Genomic DNA, 14,788 nt, shown 5'->3' with positions numbered 1-14,788 from the left:
TCTGTGGCCACAAAGGCATTGCTTGCCATTTAGCGACACCCCCGAAAACAGCACAAAAAAACAGAGGCTCTTACTCCTGAACCTCCGTTTCTCTGGCTTTCTTGAGCCCTTCGGCTGTAGCCTCCATGACAACAAGCTCTTTTTCGTTCATGGAGTCTAAAAGTACATCAATGTGTTTCCGGCAACTGTCTCCGCCACGGTTGCCCTCCGTATAGAAAAACTGGTCTACGGATATATCGAACAGCGTGACGAGCTTAAAAAACAGGTTGAAGCTGGGGTGCTGGCCTTTGTTCTCGATGTTCATAATGGTGCGGTCAGTTTTGCCAACCAGTTCCGCAACATAGGCTTGCGTCCAGCCCTTTTCCTCTCTGGCCTGTTTCAGTGCCAGACCGAGCCCATGAAAGTCAAACCTTCTTTCATCTTGGTTCATTTTCATATCACCCTATATCATTGTACATTTCAGGTTGTGTTATGAGAATGTAATGAAATTTGATGTGAAGTAATATTTAATTTCATCTATAGAGCGATATGAACTTGTATTCTTTCAGCAATAGAAATATAATGGAAGGGATATGTGCTGTGCAAAGACAGATTATATGGCCCAAAAAGGAGTAAGTAGATATAGAACATTTCAGTTCGACAGCTAAATTATTATATTGTAAGTCGTGTTTTCGGTACCGTAAAAATAACAACGCTATGGTTAAAATCCCAAAAACGAACAAGAATTAGTAGTTGACAAAACAAGGAGGCTAAATAGATGGCTGTACTTTTAATAGCAGAAGATGAAAAAGATATGCAAAACATTATTGTCGATTTTATGCAACAAGGCGGACACTCTTGCATTTTAGCTAATGATGGAGTAGAGGCACTTTCCATTTTGGAAAACAATACGGTTGATCTCATCATTTTAGATATTATGATGCCACGATTAGATGGATTTACTGTATGTAAATTTGCGCGGAATATATGCGATGTACCCATTATTTTTCTTACTGCCAAAGGCGAAGAAAATGACAAACTCAAAGGCTATGAATATGGTGCAGATGATTATGTTACCAAGCCCTTTAGTCCCAAAATACTGTTAGCCAAAGTCAATGCGTGGTTGCGTCATGCAACTACGGCTAATTCACAGAACATTTTATCTGCGGGAGAAATATTGCTATATCCATCAGCTCATACAGTCATTGTGTCTGGTAATGAAGTTGAGCTTACTCATAAAGAATACGAACTGTTGCATTTGTTCTTGCAGAATAAAAATCAAGTGTTCTCGCGTGAGCAGTTGTTAAACCGTATTTGGGGATTTGACTTTGAAGGAAATACACGAACTGTCGATTCACACATCAAAACGCTTCGTCAAAAGTTAGGAACCGAAGGGCGTCATATTGTGACACTAATTCGTTCTGGCTATAAGTTTGAGGTAAAACCATGAGCAATTCATTTAAGTCAGTTGAGAAAAAATATTTTGCTTTCTCAAGAACTATACGCTTTGTTATTACAGTTTTGTATCCTATTATGTTCCTCATAGCACCGATAGAGTATAAATTCCTGCTGCCTTTTATTTGGCTGCTTTTATTTCTTGGCGGTGAATGGCTGCAAGAGATTTACTTACATCGCATTATTGTGGTTCCACTGGGGAGCATTACTGATATTGCACAGAAACTTGCAAATCTTGACTTTATGACGGTGTGTGATATTCAGTCTAATGATGAATTAGGCAGTTTATCAAATAGCCTAAATACTTTGGCCTCAAACTTGCAAAATGCTTTGGACGAATTAAATAAAGCCAACAGACAGTTAAAAAAAGATGTCCAACATGAAAGGATACTGTTAGAACAACGAAAGGAATTAGTGGATTCTTTATCGCATGAAATGAAAACGCCTCTTGGCTTAGTTTGGAGGATTACTTTAATTCGATTATAGGAGGTGAGAAAAATGACTAATCTGCTGCGGTCCCAGATTTACAAATTATTTCACAATACAATATTTTGGGCGGGGGCCGGCTTAACTATTTGCTCGGTACTGTTTTATGCTGTGTTTGAGAGCATGAAAGCCGAAACAGTTGCTAACGGAATGCCCCTATTTCAGTATTATAGTATCCTTTTCCAGAATTACAGCACAGGGCTTCCCGTTTTGATTTTCTGTGTGGTATTTGCTTCGGATGATTTTATGAGTGGCGCTGTTCATTACTATATTTCAAAAGGAATTTCGAGAACTCAATACTATTTGTCCAAAATGACAACCTGTGCATTTGCTGCCACTCTATATGTCGTAATTGCGGGCATAAGCGGAACTATAATCAGTCAAATACTATGGCATAATCTTGATGGCTTACTTCAAATAAATACATTACAGTTGTTATTTTTCTTCTTTAGCCAAATCATACTCCATGCCTCTTATGCGAGCTTTCTGGTGTTTACCTGTTTTTTATTTAGGAGCAGCGTAATTTCTAGTGTAGTCAATATGTTTTTACTGATTTTTGGGTTTTACATTGTTCATCGTATTGAAGATGCAATTTGGAACAGTTATGTGATTTCGATGTATTGGCCGGTAGCAATGTTCCAAAGAGTGCAAGTAATGACGGTGGCTGAATGGTTTTCTGTTGTCGCAGCTATTTTTGTAATATACGGAGTGCTGTTGACTTGTATTGGAATTATCATTATGAAAAAACGAGATATAAAATAAGCAATCTGCCGGACGACGGCAAAAGAAAAAAAGCCGTCGTTCAGCAGGCAATCACCATGCCCTCTATTGCGGCGGCTTTCAAAAGCCGCCGTTTCTTTGTCTTTGGAAGGAGATGACGACTAAGGCATAACCAGCTACGGCGGCCTGTGTGGAGGTGCCGCCGTGGTTTCTATTTCTAAGCGACATTTTTTGACAGGATATGACCTGTCAAAAAAATCCCTGTGTCTTTACAGGGACGTTGCGGCACTGCACGCGAAATTTGTCTTGACCTGACAGATAATGTGATTTCATGTACCTGTACGGCTATGTGCCGTCCGGGTACTTTTTGTTTCCCTGCGTATGACTTCGGGCCAACATGGCCCGAGGTCATTCCCCGGTGTCGTTCTCCACCACCTTCGTTTCGGCTACCCGTCAACCCGAACACCCGAAACGGAGGTATTTATGAAAGTTATCAATCTGCGGGATATTTACCCTCATTATACACAGGATTGTTTTATTGAAGTAACTGACGAAGTGGCCGATCTGTTTTCCGAGTTCGACCACAAAGAGGCGGCTTACCGTCTGCGTACATACCGGCACAAGGCGTACTACTCCCTTGACCGGAACGACGGCATTGAGCATGAGGCCCTTTTCGTCGCTCTTTCTCCGCATGAGCTGTATGAGCGTAAGGTAACTATGCAGGAACTTCATACCGCCATTTCCCGGCTGCCGGATAAACAGGCGAAACGTATTTACGCCCATTTCATTCTCGGCATGACCAAAAAGGATATTGCCCGGGCAGAAGGCGTCCATGAAAAAGTCGTGCGGGTTGCCATTGAGCGCGGTCTGCGGAGCCTGGAAAAAATTTTGAAAAAAGTTCTGTAAGGCGTACCGATTTAGACCCAAAAATGAAATGGTATATGAGAGGCAGTCAAAGCCTCGGGCCACATTGGCCCGAAGTTCGGACAAGCCTTACGTAGCTTGAAAACTGAATAAAAAGATACCCGGATACGAAGGGTGCTTGTGTCCAGCGACAGGCCCGCCATGATCTCTATTGTCAGAGGATAGAGGGAGCGATAAGGCCCATGCCGCAGGCGGGCCTTGGCAGGTCTGCCGGATAAAACACAAAATCCCGGATACTTGCGATTAGTCACAATCCGAGCGTGCAGCGGTGTTGCGAACCGTGAGCCGTCGCAGGTAATGAGATCGCCTTGCCATCAGAATGGGGAGAGCTGAAATGCTATGGGGCGGAACGCCAGCCGCCCGTCCGGTCTATCTGAAAAGCACTTTTGACCTGTGGGGCCTCGCCGCTATTCTGTCTGATGATAGAGCGACCTTTCCGGCGGGGCCCCATACTTTTATGAACAGGAGAACCTTATGAAGAAAACTTATCCGTCCATTCCGGGATTGGAACCGGACGCATGGAGCAACGACGCCTGCCGTGGTTATGTGATTATGGCAATGCAGGACTGTGGCTTCTCCCATGAGGATATTTGCCGCGTGGTACGGCAGCTTCACGAAGTCTTTGACTTCCATACCATCAACGAGGCCAAGCAGAAATATTATCACGGCGACTATTGACCTCGGGCCATGTTGGCCCGAAGCTGGGGAAAGCTCAATGAGCGGCACCTTCCGGGGTGCCGTTTTTTGACGTTTCCCCATTCGGACAAGAGGGAGACTGGTCGGCATTAACCTATACTGGAAAAGGGAGGTTTTCAATGGTTCAAGCTGTTACATACCAAAGCGACAAGCAATCTGTTTATTTTCAAGGCAAACTCATTGTGCTGGAAAACCTGACGCCGGTACTCTCCCCGGAGGAAAAAAAGAAGCGGAAAAGAGAAATCGAAAATAACCTGTACGATATATTCAGCAAGTACGGGGACAGGTTTCGCTAATCAATCGCAACATTGTTGTCCGGGGCTGCTAATGGTATAATATAGTTGTAAGGTTGGTAGCTCCATTCCAACAAGGAAAGGAGCCCAATATGGACATTATCAGAGAAGATTGTATTTACGCAAGGCAGTCAGTAGACCGCAAGGACAGTATCAGCATTGAAAGCCAGATCGACTTTTGCAAGTACGAACTGAAAGGCGGGAGCTGTAAGGTATTCAAGGATAAAGGCTATTCCGGGAAGAACACGGACAGGCCGGAGTTTCAAAAGCTGCTGGGAGAAATCCGAAAAGGCAGGGTACGGCGGGTAATCGTCTATAAGCTGGACCGGATCAGCCGCTCCATTCTGGATTTTGCGAACATGATGGAGCTGTTTCAAGAGTACGATGTGGAGTTTGTTTCCTCCACCGAGAAATTCGATACCTCGACCCCGATGGGCCGGGCCATGCTGAATATATGTATCGTATTCGCACAACTTGAACGTGAGACAATCCAGAAGCGCGTGACGGACGCTTACTATTCCCGGTGCCTGAAAGGCTTTCACATGAGCGGGCAAGCCCCATACGGTTATCAGTTGGAGCCGACAGTGGTTGAAGGTATCCGTACAAAAAAGATGGTTGCCGACCCCGTAGCCGCCGACCATGTACGACTGATGTTTGAGATGTACGCCGAGCCGGAAACCTCTTTCGGAGACATTACCCGCTACTTTGAGGAACAGGGTATCAAGATTTACGAAAAGTCAATGGTTCGGAGTTTCCTTTCACAGCTTTTACGGAACCCTGTTTACGCACAGGCCGACTTGGAACTGTACGAGTTTTTCAAAAGCCAGGGTGCGGCGATTGTCAATGACGCTTCCGATTTTGCCGGAACCAACGGCTGTTATCTCTATCAGGGCCGTGATGTAAAGGAGGATAAGGACAGGTGCCTGAAGGACCAGATACTTGTGATTGCTCCGCATGAAGCACTCATACCGTCTGATGTTTGGCTGAAATGCCGGAAGAAGCTAATGATGAATAAGACCTTTCAGCAAGGCCGCAAACCGAAAAATACATGGCTTGCTGGAAAAGTCAAATGCGGGCGTTGCGGATATGCCTTGAAAGCAACCCATGTTCCGAACAGTCCGGGATATTTCCGCTGTACAAAACGGGCAGAAAATAAGGGCTGTCCGGGATGTGGGAAAATCCGAAAGACTGAATTTGAAGAATTTATCTTCAATGCCATGCGGGCAAGATTTAAGAATTTTCAAGTCCGGCACGACAAAGAGGAAAAAGCAAATCCGAAACTGACCGCCTATCAGATTGAGCTTGCACAGGTCGAGGCTGAAATTGAAAAACTGCTTGATACACTGACCGGAGCCAATGCGACACTGCTTGCCTATGCCAACAAAAAAATTGAAGAACTGGACACTCGCCGCCAGACTATTTCAAAGGCGATTGCAGAATTGTCCGTTGAAACAATGTCACCCCAGAAGGAACAGGAGCTTTCCTATTTCCTTGACCACTGGGACAGCATTGACTTTGAGGACAAGAGAAAAGCCGCTGACGGCCTGATTATTTCAATCAGCGCAACCAGCGACCATGTTCAAGTAGAGTGGAAAATCTGAACACTCTTGATTTTGCCACTCTACTTACTTTCAAATCTAACATTTCTTTTTAATCTTGTTTGTACCCCTTGTACACCGATGCTTCCTTTATTCGAGCAGGACGGAAAGTGGTTCCTATATCGCAAGTTACATTATATTTTTTTAGAATTTTTAAAATATCATCAAAATATTCTGCCACAATATTAGACGTTCGATTGTTTATTAACATATCATTATAAAGTAGTGTGCCCGTCCACGATGTTGATGGTTTAATTCTATCACGACTGGCAATAGCCCAGATTTCACGGTTGGTCGTTGGATGAAAGAGCATAAATCGAACCCCGCATACTGCCATATGCTCTATAATCTCAAGTAGTTCTTTGATATCAATTCCTTTATCCTTTTGGAATGCAACCATGATAGGTGCAGTTGCAATGACAACACGAGATCCATATTCTTTAGCAATGTGAGCATACAAGTTTTCATCTAAACTGCGTTCCCCAACCACTCCGCGAGAGGTATGATCAAAAATCATATCAGGCGCATACGGCAAAGAAACCAATTTTTCTAACTTTTTTAGTTCCGCAGAAAGTTGTCTTCTAGAAGAAATCCCTGTATTACTCACTACTTTAATAAGTGCGGATCCATTTTGAGATTGCCCAAGGAGTTTTGAACAAGCGCCATTGTCAATAAAGCTAAGACCATAATGGTGTTTATGAACAAAATTATTATGCCATCGAGAGCATCGCCCGCAGGCAATCAGGACAGGCACCAACGCTTAGATTTTGGAATGCTGAAAGCCGCGCACGGGGTGCAGGTTATATCCAACTTCCTGTTTACTTTTTAAGTCTTAGCCGACTTTTCCCTATTGGGGAATCAGGAAAAACGAAAGCCGTACCATCTACACTTACTGCCGAAGAACTCAGTTATTGTATCACAAATTATAGAACAATCTTATCTATTCAGCATATGGGTGACAATTCGGATGTGGGACTTGAAAAGGGGGCTTCTTCAAAAACCTTTGCAGGCGTCAGTGATGATACCCATGACATTTTTACAAATTCTGCCGGTGAAGGTAACATTACAAGGATTATATTAGCGGTTCTTTCCTTCAAGAGATTGAAGGAGCAGTATGGACGCAATTATAAAGGGGGCATTCTACTTATTGATGAGCTTGATGCTACCCTGTATGGCTTCTCGCAAACTAAGTTGGTAGACTACCTATGGAAGGCAGCAAAAGATTATAAAATCCAAATTGTCTTTACAACGCATTCCCCCATTATTCTAAAATGTGTAAACAAATACCAGCGTAAAGAGCGACTCGATAAAGGTATAGAACTTCCAATTTCTGCATATGATAGTTCCATAGTATACTTGGAGCCGAAGTATGATCGGGAGGGAATGCGTACGATTGCGCCTAAGAATATATCAACCAGTACCGAGTTGAGCCAGATTCTTAACGATATAAACCTTTCAATTCCTTCAGGGAATAGCAAAATCAATGTTTATTGTGAAGACACTCGGGCTATTTCTTTCTTGCAATATGTTCTATCTGCTGCATTAAATATCAATCTGGACCTGTATATGTCGTTTGTTGATATTAACTTGGGGTGGCCAAATTATGTTCAGCTTGCAGAGAAAGGTGTTCCTGAGTTTAAGAATAATATAATCGTCCTAGATGGTGATGTTCCTCAAAAGCAAGAATATCGTTCTAAAGCACAGGTAATTCAGGATGCGAGAAACTTCATCTTTCTTCCGCTCGTGATAGAGGAAGGGGTATTCAGGTTACTCAAAGATCACGGAGCTTTTTCAAGATTTCAAGAGTCATTTTCACGGGTTCCAGGGTTTACCTACGATGTGTGCTTCAACAGTTGGCCGCTTGACGCAGATAGCTATGACACCGATGATTTTAAGCATTGGTACGCTCAATCTGAAAGTGCATTGGGGGATCAAACAATTTTGTTTGCTTTCTGGTGTAGTGAGCATCACAATGAAGTAGCGACATTTGTCGGAAACTTTATTAAAACATTCAATGAACTCGCGGAAAAAAATGATGTTGACGCTATACCGCCGACCACACAAAATGGTAGCGATGAAGAAGACGATGATTTGACAACAGAGTAAATCAAATGTTCGGGAGCATAAGCAACAGGTAGAACTGTGGCTTATGCTCCCATCTTTATGTCGATGCATTGTATTTGATGCTCCACAAGGAAATCGGACAGATGATGGCCGATAAGTAAGCATAGCATAAGCAGTCCGGGAACCGTAACAGGCTCCCGGACTTTTTTGACAAGAATTTATGAACAATCCGTAAATATGATGAAAAAGTCCTTGACAACAAGCAACAGGCAAAACCGCGAAGTCGATTCTGATTTCCTGCGGCGCGCGGCTGGCGGTATTTGATATTGCCGAGCTGCGGGAGGTCACAGCCTACGATGAGCTGGAACTGGACACCCTGGGGGACCGGAAAACCGCCTTATTTCTCATTATGAGCGATACCGATGACAGCTTTAACTTCCTGATTTCCATGTGCTATACCCAGCTGTTTAACCTCCTGTGCGAGAAAGCGGACGATGTGTACGGCGGCAGGCTCCCGGTCCATGTGCGCTGCCTGATTGACGAGTGCGCCAACATCGGGCAGATCCCAAAGCTGGAAAAGCTGGTCGCCACCATCCGAAGCCGGGAGATTTCCGCCTGTCTGGTATTGCAGGCGCAGTCCCAGTTAAAGGCCATCTACAAGGACAACGCCGACACCATCATCGGAAATATGGACACTTCCATCTTTCTGGGCGGCAAAGAACCCACCACCTTAAAGGAGTTAGCCGCCGCCCTGGGAAAAGAAACCATTGACACCTATAACACCGGGGAGAGCCGGGGACGGGAAACCTCCCACTCTCTCAACTATCAGAAATTGGGGAAAGATGTGCCATAATACCTTGTGACGAGTTCGGTTGCCCAATAAAATTCACGAACAGGGACACGATCAACTGGACTTTTCGTGGAAAGAATAGGACAGTAGGACTTGAACACAAGGAGGTTCATTATGGCAGAATTAACCTATACGAGAGTAGGCGACTACTACATCCCTGATCTGATACTTGACGAAGAACCGGAGCAGGATGTATTCTATGGCAAGTACGGTGATCTTCGGCGCGACTACCTTCGGGAGCATAAGCCCAAGCTGTGGATGGTGCTGGTGAACAGTGGTAAGCTGGCCGACCATCTGAAAGGCATCGAGCGGATGGCGGAGCAGCGCATGGACACGCTCCTGCCGCAGTTGATGAAAGCCGCTGGCGTGACCGAGGAATTGAAGGCCCGTGACCAGATGGCGTGGGTAGGACTGGTCAATAACTGCCGGGCGCGAGCCGATGAAATCATTCTGTCCGAGTTGGTCTATGTTTGAGGGGGCGGTCTGATGCTGACTTTTGAGAAAGTCTTTTCAGTGTTCGAATCGTTCCTCGCCGAAAATGGAATATATGAGGCCGTTCAAACCTCCCATGGCCACACAATACTGGAATGGGATTCATGTTCCCAGGAGTGGATCAGCGTGAAGCTGTGTGCCACGCCAGGAGAGCTGGCGGAAACATTACTGGACGATTTGACCGGCTATCTGGAATATAAGGCCACGTTAGGCCGCAGAGATCTTACCTATGAGGATATGGCCCAGGTCAGCGCCCAGCGCCAAGAGTATATTGCAAAACTCGGCTAACGCAACAGCAGCACAGGCTATCCCTCAGCGGGTGCCTGTGCTGCTATTTTCCAGATTCAATTTCTCTTGATTTTTTCAGTCCTTCCGCAGTTGCTTCTATGACTGATAATTCCCTTTCATCCAGCGAATCGAGAAGCATATCTATCCGCTGCCGGCGTTCGCTTTTTTTGCTGTACCGATTGGGGAAGAAGAACCGATCTACTGAAATATCCAGCAGAGTGACAACCTGATAAAAGACGTTCAGGCTGGGATGCTGGCCCCGCGTTTCCATATACATCACGGTATGCGAAGTGCGGTCTATACGTTGGGCAAGGTATTCCTGCGTCCACCCCACACTTTCCCGTTTTCGTTTGATTTCCCGACCAAGAGGACGAAAGTTGAATCGGATTTGTTTGTCGTACATTGTCATATCACCCTATGTCATTCTACATTGTATGGGCGGATATGAAAACAAAATGAAATTCTATGTCTGGTACTATTTCATTCTATATCGCTGTTGCTGAAGAATTGAAAAACGGCAAGTTATTTCACACACATTCCACATTCCCATGTTATACTGCCCCAAAGGAGGTGCGCCAATGGCAACACTATTGATTGTTGAGGACGATCACAAGACGAACAACGCGATCTGCGAATATCTCAAGCCCACGGGCCACTCGCTCATTCCGGCCTATGATGGCAGCGAGGCCCTTCAGCTTTTCCGGCAGAATCATATTGACCTTGTAGTGCTGGACATTATGCTGCCCCACGTCAGCGGCCTATCTGTTCTGCATGAGATACGGCAAACAAACGCAACACCTATTCTGATGCTCACAGCTATTGAGGACGAATATACCCAAGTCAGAAGTTTTGACGAGCAGGCCGATGACTACATGACAAAGCCCTTTTCTATGGTATTGCTGGGGAGGCGGATTACCGCCCTTTTGCGTCGAAGCGGGCAGGCCCCGTTACCCCAAACGATAACCTTTGGCGACGTGACCGTGGATTTCTCCGGCTACACCGCCAGCGACAGCGCCGGGAAAATCGACATCATGCCCAAGGAAATTGATTTGCTCCGGCTGCTGGTGGAGCATAGGGGGCTGGTGCTGACCCGTTCGCAGATTTTGGACGAGCTGTGGGGTGCTGACTATCCGATCATCGACCGAACTGTGGACACCTACATCAAAAATCTGCGGAAAAAACTGCGGCTTGACTGCATCGTAACAGTCAAGGGTATCGGCTATAAATATGAGGTGCAGCCATGAAACGCTTAAAATTGTTTCCGAAGATATTTCTCTATACCATGAGCATCATGTTATTTGTCGTTGTTGTCACGCATGGGCTAATCTATCTGCTTGCCCCACAGATGCAGCTTGCATTGAGTACCCAAGATGATGTTGTTGTCAGCATCCGGCAGGAGCAGTTTGTGACCGAGGCAGTAGAAAAAGCCCTGCCTATCTCGTTAATCTGTTCCCTGCTGATTTCCGTTGTCTGTTCCCTCCTGTTTTCCAAAGCGATTGCCGACCCTATCAAGAAGATTTCTGCGTCAACCGAGCAGATGATGAAATTAGACCACGGAGCAAACTGCTTTATTCATACCAAGGATGAAATTGGTACACTGGCGCAGAACGTCAATGATCTGTACTCTAATCTGCTGTCTACCATTGAACATTTAGAACGGGAAAAAGACGCTGTGCGTGATATGGAGCGGGCCAAGGTGGACTTCCTGCGGGCGGCGTCCCATGAACTGAAAACACCTGTGACCGCATTGAACGCCACACTGGAAAACATGATTTTAGGCGTGGGAAAATATCAGGACTATGCTACCTATCTCCCGGAGTGCAAAGAAATGGTCGAGCAGCTTTCTGGGATGATACATGAGATTTTGGAAACCTCCAAACTGAATTTGGCCACTGAACCGCCAAAGCAGATTGATGTGTCTGAACTGCTGGCGGAACTGTGCGAACCCTACCAACTGATTGCGGCGGCACATCAAATTACATTCTCTCTTGACTTGCCGGAGCAGTTTTCCGCTGTGCTGCCTGTTGGCCCGTTCAGTAAAGCGGTGTCTAATATCCTCGCAAATGCTGTCGCTTATACAGAGGCCGGGAAAAATGTTTCCGTCTATATGGAGGGGCGCAGCCTTGTGGTCGAAAACGAGTGCAAGCCTATCCTTGACGATGAAATCCGCCGCCTGTTTGAACCGTTCTATCGTCCAGACTTCTCACGGAGCCGTGAAAGTGGGGGCAACGGTCTGGGCCTCTATATCGTGGATACACTTTTGACCTCTATGGACATTCCCTATTCTTTTAAGCCAATGAAGTCCCCGACTGGGATGTGTTTCACAATTCATTTATAAATGCGAAAAACTCCCCGACTGGGGAGTTTTTCATTTCTACCATAATTCCATATACGTTTCATACCCATTCCACATTGGGGTGCTATTCTACGGGTGCGTTCAGAAGAACAGCACAACAATATGGAGGTATCGACCATGAGCATTTTCAAAAGGGCGTTTTTATACGTCACGCGAAAACGGGGGAAAACACTTCTCCTGTTCGCCATCCTGCTGATTATGGCAACCTTTGTCCTCACGGGCCTTTCCATCTGGAAAGCATCGGAGGCCGCGCAGCTTGACCTGCGGCAGAGCTTGGGCGGAAAATTTGACGTTTTTGTGGATTGGAGCAACAGCCCCTATGTAGTGAAAGAACCCGTCAAAGATGAAGTGGACGAGGAAACTGGCAAGACATCAAGCAGTTTTCTCATGTATTCTACCGTACAATTTACCCCGGAAAATATCGCGGCCATCAAAGGCGTTTCCGGCGTGAAGTACTGCGGCGCAAGGCAGGACAATCTTCTCCCGTTTGACGGGCTTTCCCTGTTCCCCGGAACGATCTCAACCGATGCGAAGTATCAGGGCTACACAAAGGCGCTGGGCGTTTGCAGCACGGAGGACGATGAACTATTCACCACCGGCACACTGACGCTGGCGGAAGGGCGACATATCTCCACCGATGATACCCATGTGGCAATCATCAGCCAGGACTTGGCGGAAAGAAACGAGTTGAAGATCGGGGACTATCTCACCGCCCACAGTTACAGCGTGGAAGATCAGGGCTTTACCGGGCTGGAAATCAGGATACAAATTATTGGACTGTTTACCCCTCATGCGGTGGAGCAGTTTGGTGAAACTGTCACCACCTACGACAAAATCCAGAACCGTGTATTTGTGGATTTGCAGTCCTCAAAAGAATTTGACGGCGGAGAAATCAACTACGGCTTTTCCGCACTCCACGTCACCATAGACGACCCGCAGGACATGGCGCGGGTGGTAGCCGAAGTCAAGGCGCTGCCGGGTATCGACTGGAAAGCCTTTACCGTGGAGGTGGACAATGAAACCTACGAAAATGCCGCTGCTCCTCTGGCTACGCTGAATGAATTGGTCGTGACCCTGCTGGTGGTGATTATCGTTGTCAGCGCCATCATTCTGGCCCTGATATTGACCCTCTGGACAAAGACCCGTATTCACGAAATCGGCGTGTTCCTGTCCGTGGGTATCAGAAAGTCGGCCATCATCGGGCAGTATCTGATTGAGGTGCTGCTGATTGCCGTTCTCGCCTTTGGCCTGTCCTATTTCACCAGCAACGCCATAGCGGGACAGATTGGCAACCACCTGTTGGAGCAGAGTATGCAGACCGAGCCGGAGGACGATAACGATGTTGTAACTGCCGCCGCTGCGGTTGATGTGGGCGCGGATAATCTGCTTCAAAAGCCCCTGCCTACAGAGAGCGGCATCCAAGTGTCCGTTGGGCTGGACAACCTTGCACAACTCTACCTGATCGGCCTTGCCATTGTCATTGTGGCTGTCAGCGCATCGTCTATCACGGTCATGCGGCTGAACCCCCGTGAAATCTTGTCGAAAATGAGCTGAAGGAGGGACTATCATGCCTACACTGGAATTGAAAAATGTTTCTTACGCCTACGAAAAGGGCAAGGCGGTTTTGCAGAACGTCAGCGGGTCACTGGAAACCGGGAAAATGTACGCCATCCTCGGCCCGTCCGGGTCGGGCAAGACCACGTTACTGTCCCTGCTGGGTGGGCTGGATGTGCCGACACAGGGCAGCGTCCTGTTTGACAGCGAGGACATTACGGCAAAAGGACTGGAACACCACCGCAGGAACCATATCTCGCTGATATTCCAAAGCTATAATCTGATTGACTACATGACCCCCGTTGAAAATGTGCGGCTTACTGCCAAGCTGGACGCCGCCCCCATTCTGGAACGACTGGGGCTGGAGCGGGACGAGATCACCCGGAATGTACTGAAACTGTCCGGCGGACAACAGCAGCGGGTGGCGATTGCGCGGGCGCTGGCCTCCGATGCCCCGGTCATTCTAGCAGATGAGCCGACCGGGAACCTGGATGTCGAAACCGCCGAGGAAATCACGGTGGTTTTGAAAGAGAGCGCCCATGCGTTCGGGAAGTGCGTGGTGGTCGTGACGCACTCTGGCGAGGTGGCAAAGCAGGCGGATGTGGTGCTGGAAATCAAACGGGGACATTTGAAAGAGAGGGAAATGTAATGAAAAAAATTATGATGATTTTGGCCTGTGTTCTGGTCTGTTTCTCGTTGTTTACTGGCTGTACCAATCAGAAAGGCAACGACGATCAGGACACAAATTTGGGGAACTCTGTGGAAATTGATGATACAGACATTGAGATCGACACCAAACCGGGGCTGGACACCGAGGACAATTCCGACAATGTAACCTTACCTGACGGCTTTACTTACAGCTTCCGCGACCCGGATAATGCGGACGGTATTGTAGTCACGCCGAGGGAGTAAGAAAAATTTCCCGTTTCACACAGGTTCCATATTGGCTTTATATAGGTTCCACATGGCGGCGGTACTTTGGCAAGTGCCGCCGCCTGTTGTCTATTCAAAATTGGCGGCTCTAGGAGGTAGC

Annotated in this window: 18 protein-coding genes and 1 pseudogene; 16 read left to right on the top strand and 3 right to left on the bottom strand. The window is 46.7% G+C overall.

Features of this window, described 5'->3' with window-relative positions; genetic code table 11:
- Nucleotides 1-70: 70 nt before the first annotated feature.
- Nucleotides 71-436, bottom strand: coding sequence for a helix-turn-helix domain-containing protein (locus tag VSQ30_RS19665; protein ID WP_202183457.1), 366 nt, complete (start codon nt 434-436; stop codon nt 71-73).
- A 321-nt stretch (nt 437-757) separates the two neighbouring features.
- Here VSQ30_RS19665 and VSQ30_RS19660 point away from each other — a divergent pair, with 321 nt between their 5' ends.
- The 7 genes from VSQ30_RS19660 (at nt 758) to VSQ30_RS19630 (ending at nt 6,154) form a co-directional block, all read left to right on the top strand.
- On the top strand, nt 758-1,429 hold the full coding sequence (locus tag VSQ30_RS19660; RefSeq protein ID WP_101871230.1) for a response regulator transcription factor: 672 nt from the start codon (nt 758-760) through the stop codon (nt 1,427-1,429).
- Nucleotides 1,426-1,920, top strand: coding sequence for a HAMP domain-containing protein (locus VSQ30_RS19655; protein ID WP_334466801.1), 495 nt, complete (start codon nt 1,426-1,428; stop codon nt 1,918-1,920). Before VSQ30_RS19660 ends, VSQ30_RS19655 begins: the two co-directional genes overlap by 4 nt.
- 12 nt (nt 1,921-1,932) lie before the next feature.
- Complete coding sequence (locus VSQ30_RS19650; protein WP_101871227.1) at nt 1,933-2,682, top strand: ABC transporter permease; 750 nt, start codon at nt 1,933-1,935, stop codon at nt 2,680-2,682.
- Nucleotides 2,683-3,123: 441 nt separating this feature from the next.
- Nucleotides 3,124-3,546, top strand: a complete 423-nt coding sequence (locus tag VSQ30_RS19645; RefSeq protein ID WP_101871226.1) for an RNA polymerase sigma factor — start codon at nt 3,124-3,126, stop codon at nt 3,544-3,546.
- A 492-nt stretch (nt 3,547-4,038) separates the two neighbouring features.
- Nucleotides 4,039-4,242, top strand: coding sequence for a hypothetical protein (locus tag VSQ30_RS19640; protein ID WP_101871225.1), 204 nt, complete (start codon nt 4,039-4,041; stop codon nt 4,240-4,242).
- Between the two features lie 137 nt (nt 4,243-4,379).
- Nucleotides 4,380-4,556: a hypothetical protein gene (locus VSQ30_RS19635; protein WP_023348874.1), complete on the top strand. Its 177-nt coding sequence runs from the start codon at nt 4,380-4,382 to the stop codon at nt 4,554-4,556.
- An 89-nt stretch (nt 4,557-4,645) separates the two neighbouring features.
- Nucleotides 4,646-6,154 (top strand): recombinase family protein, encoded by a 1,509-nt coding sequence (locus tag VSQ30_RS19630; protein ID WP_101871224.1) that lies wholly within the window; start codon nt 4,646-4,648, stop codon nt 6,152-6,154.
- Nucleotides 6,155-6,203: 49 nt separating this feature from the next.
- Here the strand turns inward: VSQ30_RS19630 and VSQ30_RS19625 are convergent, their stop codons facing one another.
- The gene (locus tag VSQ30_RS19625; RefSeq protein WP_334466794.1) at nt 6,204-6,905 is read right to left on the bottom strand and encodes a phosphomethylpyrimidine synthase ThiC; all 702 of its coding nucleotides are present in this window, start codon (nt 6,903-6,905) and stop codon (nt 6,204-6,206) included.
- Nucleotides 6,906-7,120: 215 nt separating this feature from the next.
- Here VSQ30_RS19625 and VSQ30_RS19620 point away from each other — a divergent pair, with 215 nt between their 5' ends.
- The 4 genes and pseudogenes from VSQ30_RS19620 (at nt 7,121) to VSQ30_RS19605 (ending at nt 9,845) form a co-directional block, all read left to right on the top strand.
- Nucleotides 7,121-8,257, top strand: a complete 1,137-nt coding sequence (locus VSQ30_RS19620; RefSeq protein ID WP_334466791.1) for an AAA family ATPase — start codon at nt 7,121-7,123, stop codon at nt 8,255-8,257.
- A 220-nt stretch (nt 8,258-8,477) separates the two neighbouring features.
- Nucleotides 8,478-9,062: pseudogene (locus VSQ30_RS19615) on the top strand (VirD4-like conjugal transfer protein, CD1115 family); the annotation flags it as partial.
- A 117-nt stretch (nt 9,063-9,179) separates the two neighbouring features.
- Nucleotides 9,180-9,539 carry a TnpV protein gene (locus tag VSQ30_RS19610; protein WP_334466788.1) on the top strand — a complete coding sequence of 120 codons (360 nt, stop codon included), beginning with the start codon at nt 9,180-9,182 and terminating at the stop codon, nt 9,537-9,539.
- A 12-nt stretch (nt 9,540-9,551) separates the two neighbouring features.
- The gene (locus tag VSQ30_RS19605) at nt 9,552-9,845 is read left to right on the top strand and encodes a hypothetical protein (protein WP_120390060.1); all 294 of its coding nucleotides are present in this window, start codon (nt 9,552-9,554) and stop codon (nt 9,843-9,845) included.
- 43 nt (nt 9,846-9,888) lie between these two features.
- Here VSQ30_RS19605 and VSQ30_RS19600 read toward each other — a convergent pair whose 3' ends face one another.
- The gene (locus tag VSQ30_RS19600; RefSeq protein WP_334466785.1) at nt 9,889-10,248 is read right to left on the bottom strand and encodes a helix-turn-helix transcriptional regulator; all 360 of its coding nucleotides are present in this window, start codon (nt 10,246-10,248) and stop codon (nt 9,889-9,891) included.
- 175 nt (nt 10,249-10,423) lie between these two features.
- Here VSQ30_RS19600 and VSQ30_RS19595 point away from each other — a divergent pair, with 175 nt between their 5' ends.
- From VSQ30_RS19595 to VSQ30_RS19575, 5 genes are all read left to right on the top strand, one after another.
- A complete protein-coding gene (locus VSQ30_RS19595) occupies nt 10,424-11,089 on the top strand; it encodes a response regulator transcription factor (RefSeq protein ID WP_334466783.1) in 666 nt (221 codons plus the stop codon).
- Nucleotides 11,086-12,183, top strand: a complete 1,098-nt coding sequence (locus VSQ30_RS19590) for a sensor histidine kinase (protein WP_334466780.1) — start codon at nt 11,086-11,088, stop codon at nt 12,181-12,183. Before VSQ30_RS19595 ends, VSQ30_RS19590 begins: the two co-directional genes overlap by 4 nt.
- A 135-nt stretch (nt 12,184-12,318) precedes the next feature.
- Nucleotides 12,319-13,755: an ABC transporter permease gene (locus VSQ30_RS19585; RefSeq protein ID WP_334466778.1), complete on the top strand. Its 1,437-nt coding sequence runs from the start codon at nt 12,319-12,321 to the stop codon at nt 13,753-13,755.
- Nucleotides 13,756-13,768: 13 nt separating this feature from the next.
- Nucleotides 13,769-14,404, top strand: a complete 636-nt coding sequence (locus VSQ30_RS19580) for an ABC transporter ATP-binding protein (RefSeq protein ID WP_334466775.1) — start codon at nt 13,769-13,771, stop codon at nt 14,402-14,404.
- Nucleotides 14,404-14,667, top strand: coding sequence for a hypothetical protein (locus tag VSQ30_RS19575; protein ID WP_334466772.1), 264 nt, complete (start codon nt 14,404-14,406; stop codon nt 14,665-14,667). The genes VSQ30_RS19580 and VSQ30_RS19575 overlap by 1 nt, the downstream gene beginning before the upstream one ends.
- The last annotated feature ends 121 nt before the right edge of the window (nt 14,668-14,788 follow it).

This window comes from Acutalibacter sp. JLR.KK004, assembly GCF_036941085.1.
GTDB lineage: Bacteria > Bacillota > Clostridia > Oscillospirales > Acutalibacteraceae > Acutalibacter.
This window is presented reverse-complemented; position numbering and strand designations above follow the sequence as displayed.

Coding starts and splice junctions, on each gene's coding strand:
- VSQ30_RS19630 (WP_101871224.1), top strand. CDS start 4,646: ATGGACATTATCAGAGAAGATTGTATTTACGCAAGGCAGTCAGTAGAC.
- VSQ30_RS19585 (WP_334466778.1), top strand. CDS start 12,319: ATGAGCATTTTCAAAAGGGCGTTTTTATACGTCACGCGAAAACGGGGG.
- VSQ30_RS19665 (WP_202183457.1), bottom strand. CDS start 436: ATGAAAATGAACCAAGATGAAAGAAGGTTTGACTTTCATGGGCTCGGT.
- VSQ30_RS19655 (WP_334466801.1), top strand. CDS start 1,426: ATGAGCAATTCATTTAAGTCAGTTGAGAAAAAATATTTTGCTTTCTCA.
- VSQ30_RS19595 (WP_334466783.1), top strand. CDS start 10,424: ATGGCAACACTATTGATTGTTGAGGACGATCACAAGACGAACAACGCG.
- VSQ30_RS19660 (WP_101871230.1), top strand. CDS start 758: ATGGCTGTACTTTTAATAGCAGAAGATGAAAAAGATATGCAAAACATT.
- VSQ30_RS19580 (WP_334466775.1), top strand. CDS start 13,769: ATGCCTACACTGGAATTGAAAAATGTTTCTTACGCCTACGAAAAGGGC.
- VSQ30_RS19610 (WP_334466788.1), top strand. CDS start 9,180: ATGGCAGAATTAACCTATACGAGAGTAGGCGACTACTACATCCCTGAT.
- VSQ30_RS19635 (WP_023348874.1), top strand. CDS start 4,380: ATGGTTCAAGCTGTTACATACCAAAGCGACAAGCAATCTGTTTATTTT.
- VSQ30_RS19600 (WP_334466785.1), bottom strand. CDS start 10,248: ATGTACGACAAACAAATCCGATTCAACTTTCGTCCTCTTGGTCGGGAA.
- VSQ30_RS19590 (WP_334466780.1), top strand. CDS start 11,086: ATGAAACGCTTAAAATTGTTTCCGAAGATATTTCTCTATACCATGAGC.
- VSQ30_RS19575 (WP_334466772.1), top strand. CDS start 14,404: ATGAAAAAAATTATGATGATTTTGGCCTGTGTTCTGGTCTGTTTCTCG.
- VSQ30_RS19645 (WP_101871226.1), top strand. CDS start 3,124: ATGAAAGTTATCAATCTGCGGGATATTTACCCTCATTATACACAGGAT.
- VSQ30_RS19640 (WP_101871225.1), top strand. CDS start 4,039: ATGAAGAAAACTTATCCGTCCATTCCGGGATTGGAACCGGACGCATGG.
- VSQ30_RS19650 (WP_101871227.1), top strand. CDS start 1,933: ATGACTAATCTGCTGCGGTCCCAGATTTACAAATTATTTCACAATACA.
- VSQ30_RS19605 (WP_120390060.1), top strand. CDS start 9,552: ATGCTGACTTTTGAGAAAGTCTTTTCAGTGTTCGAATCGTTCCTCGCC.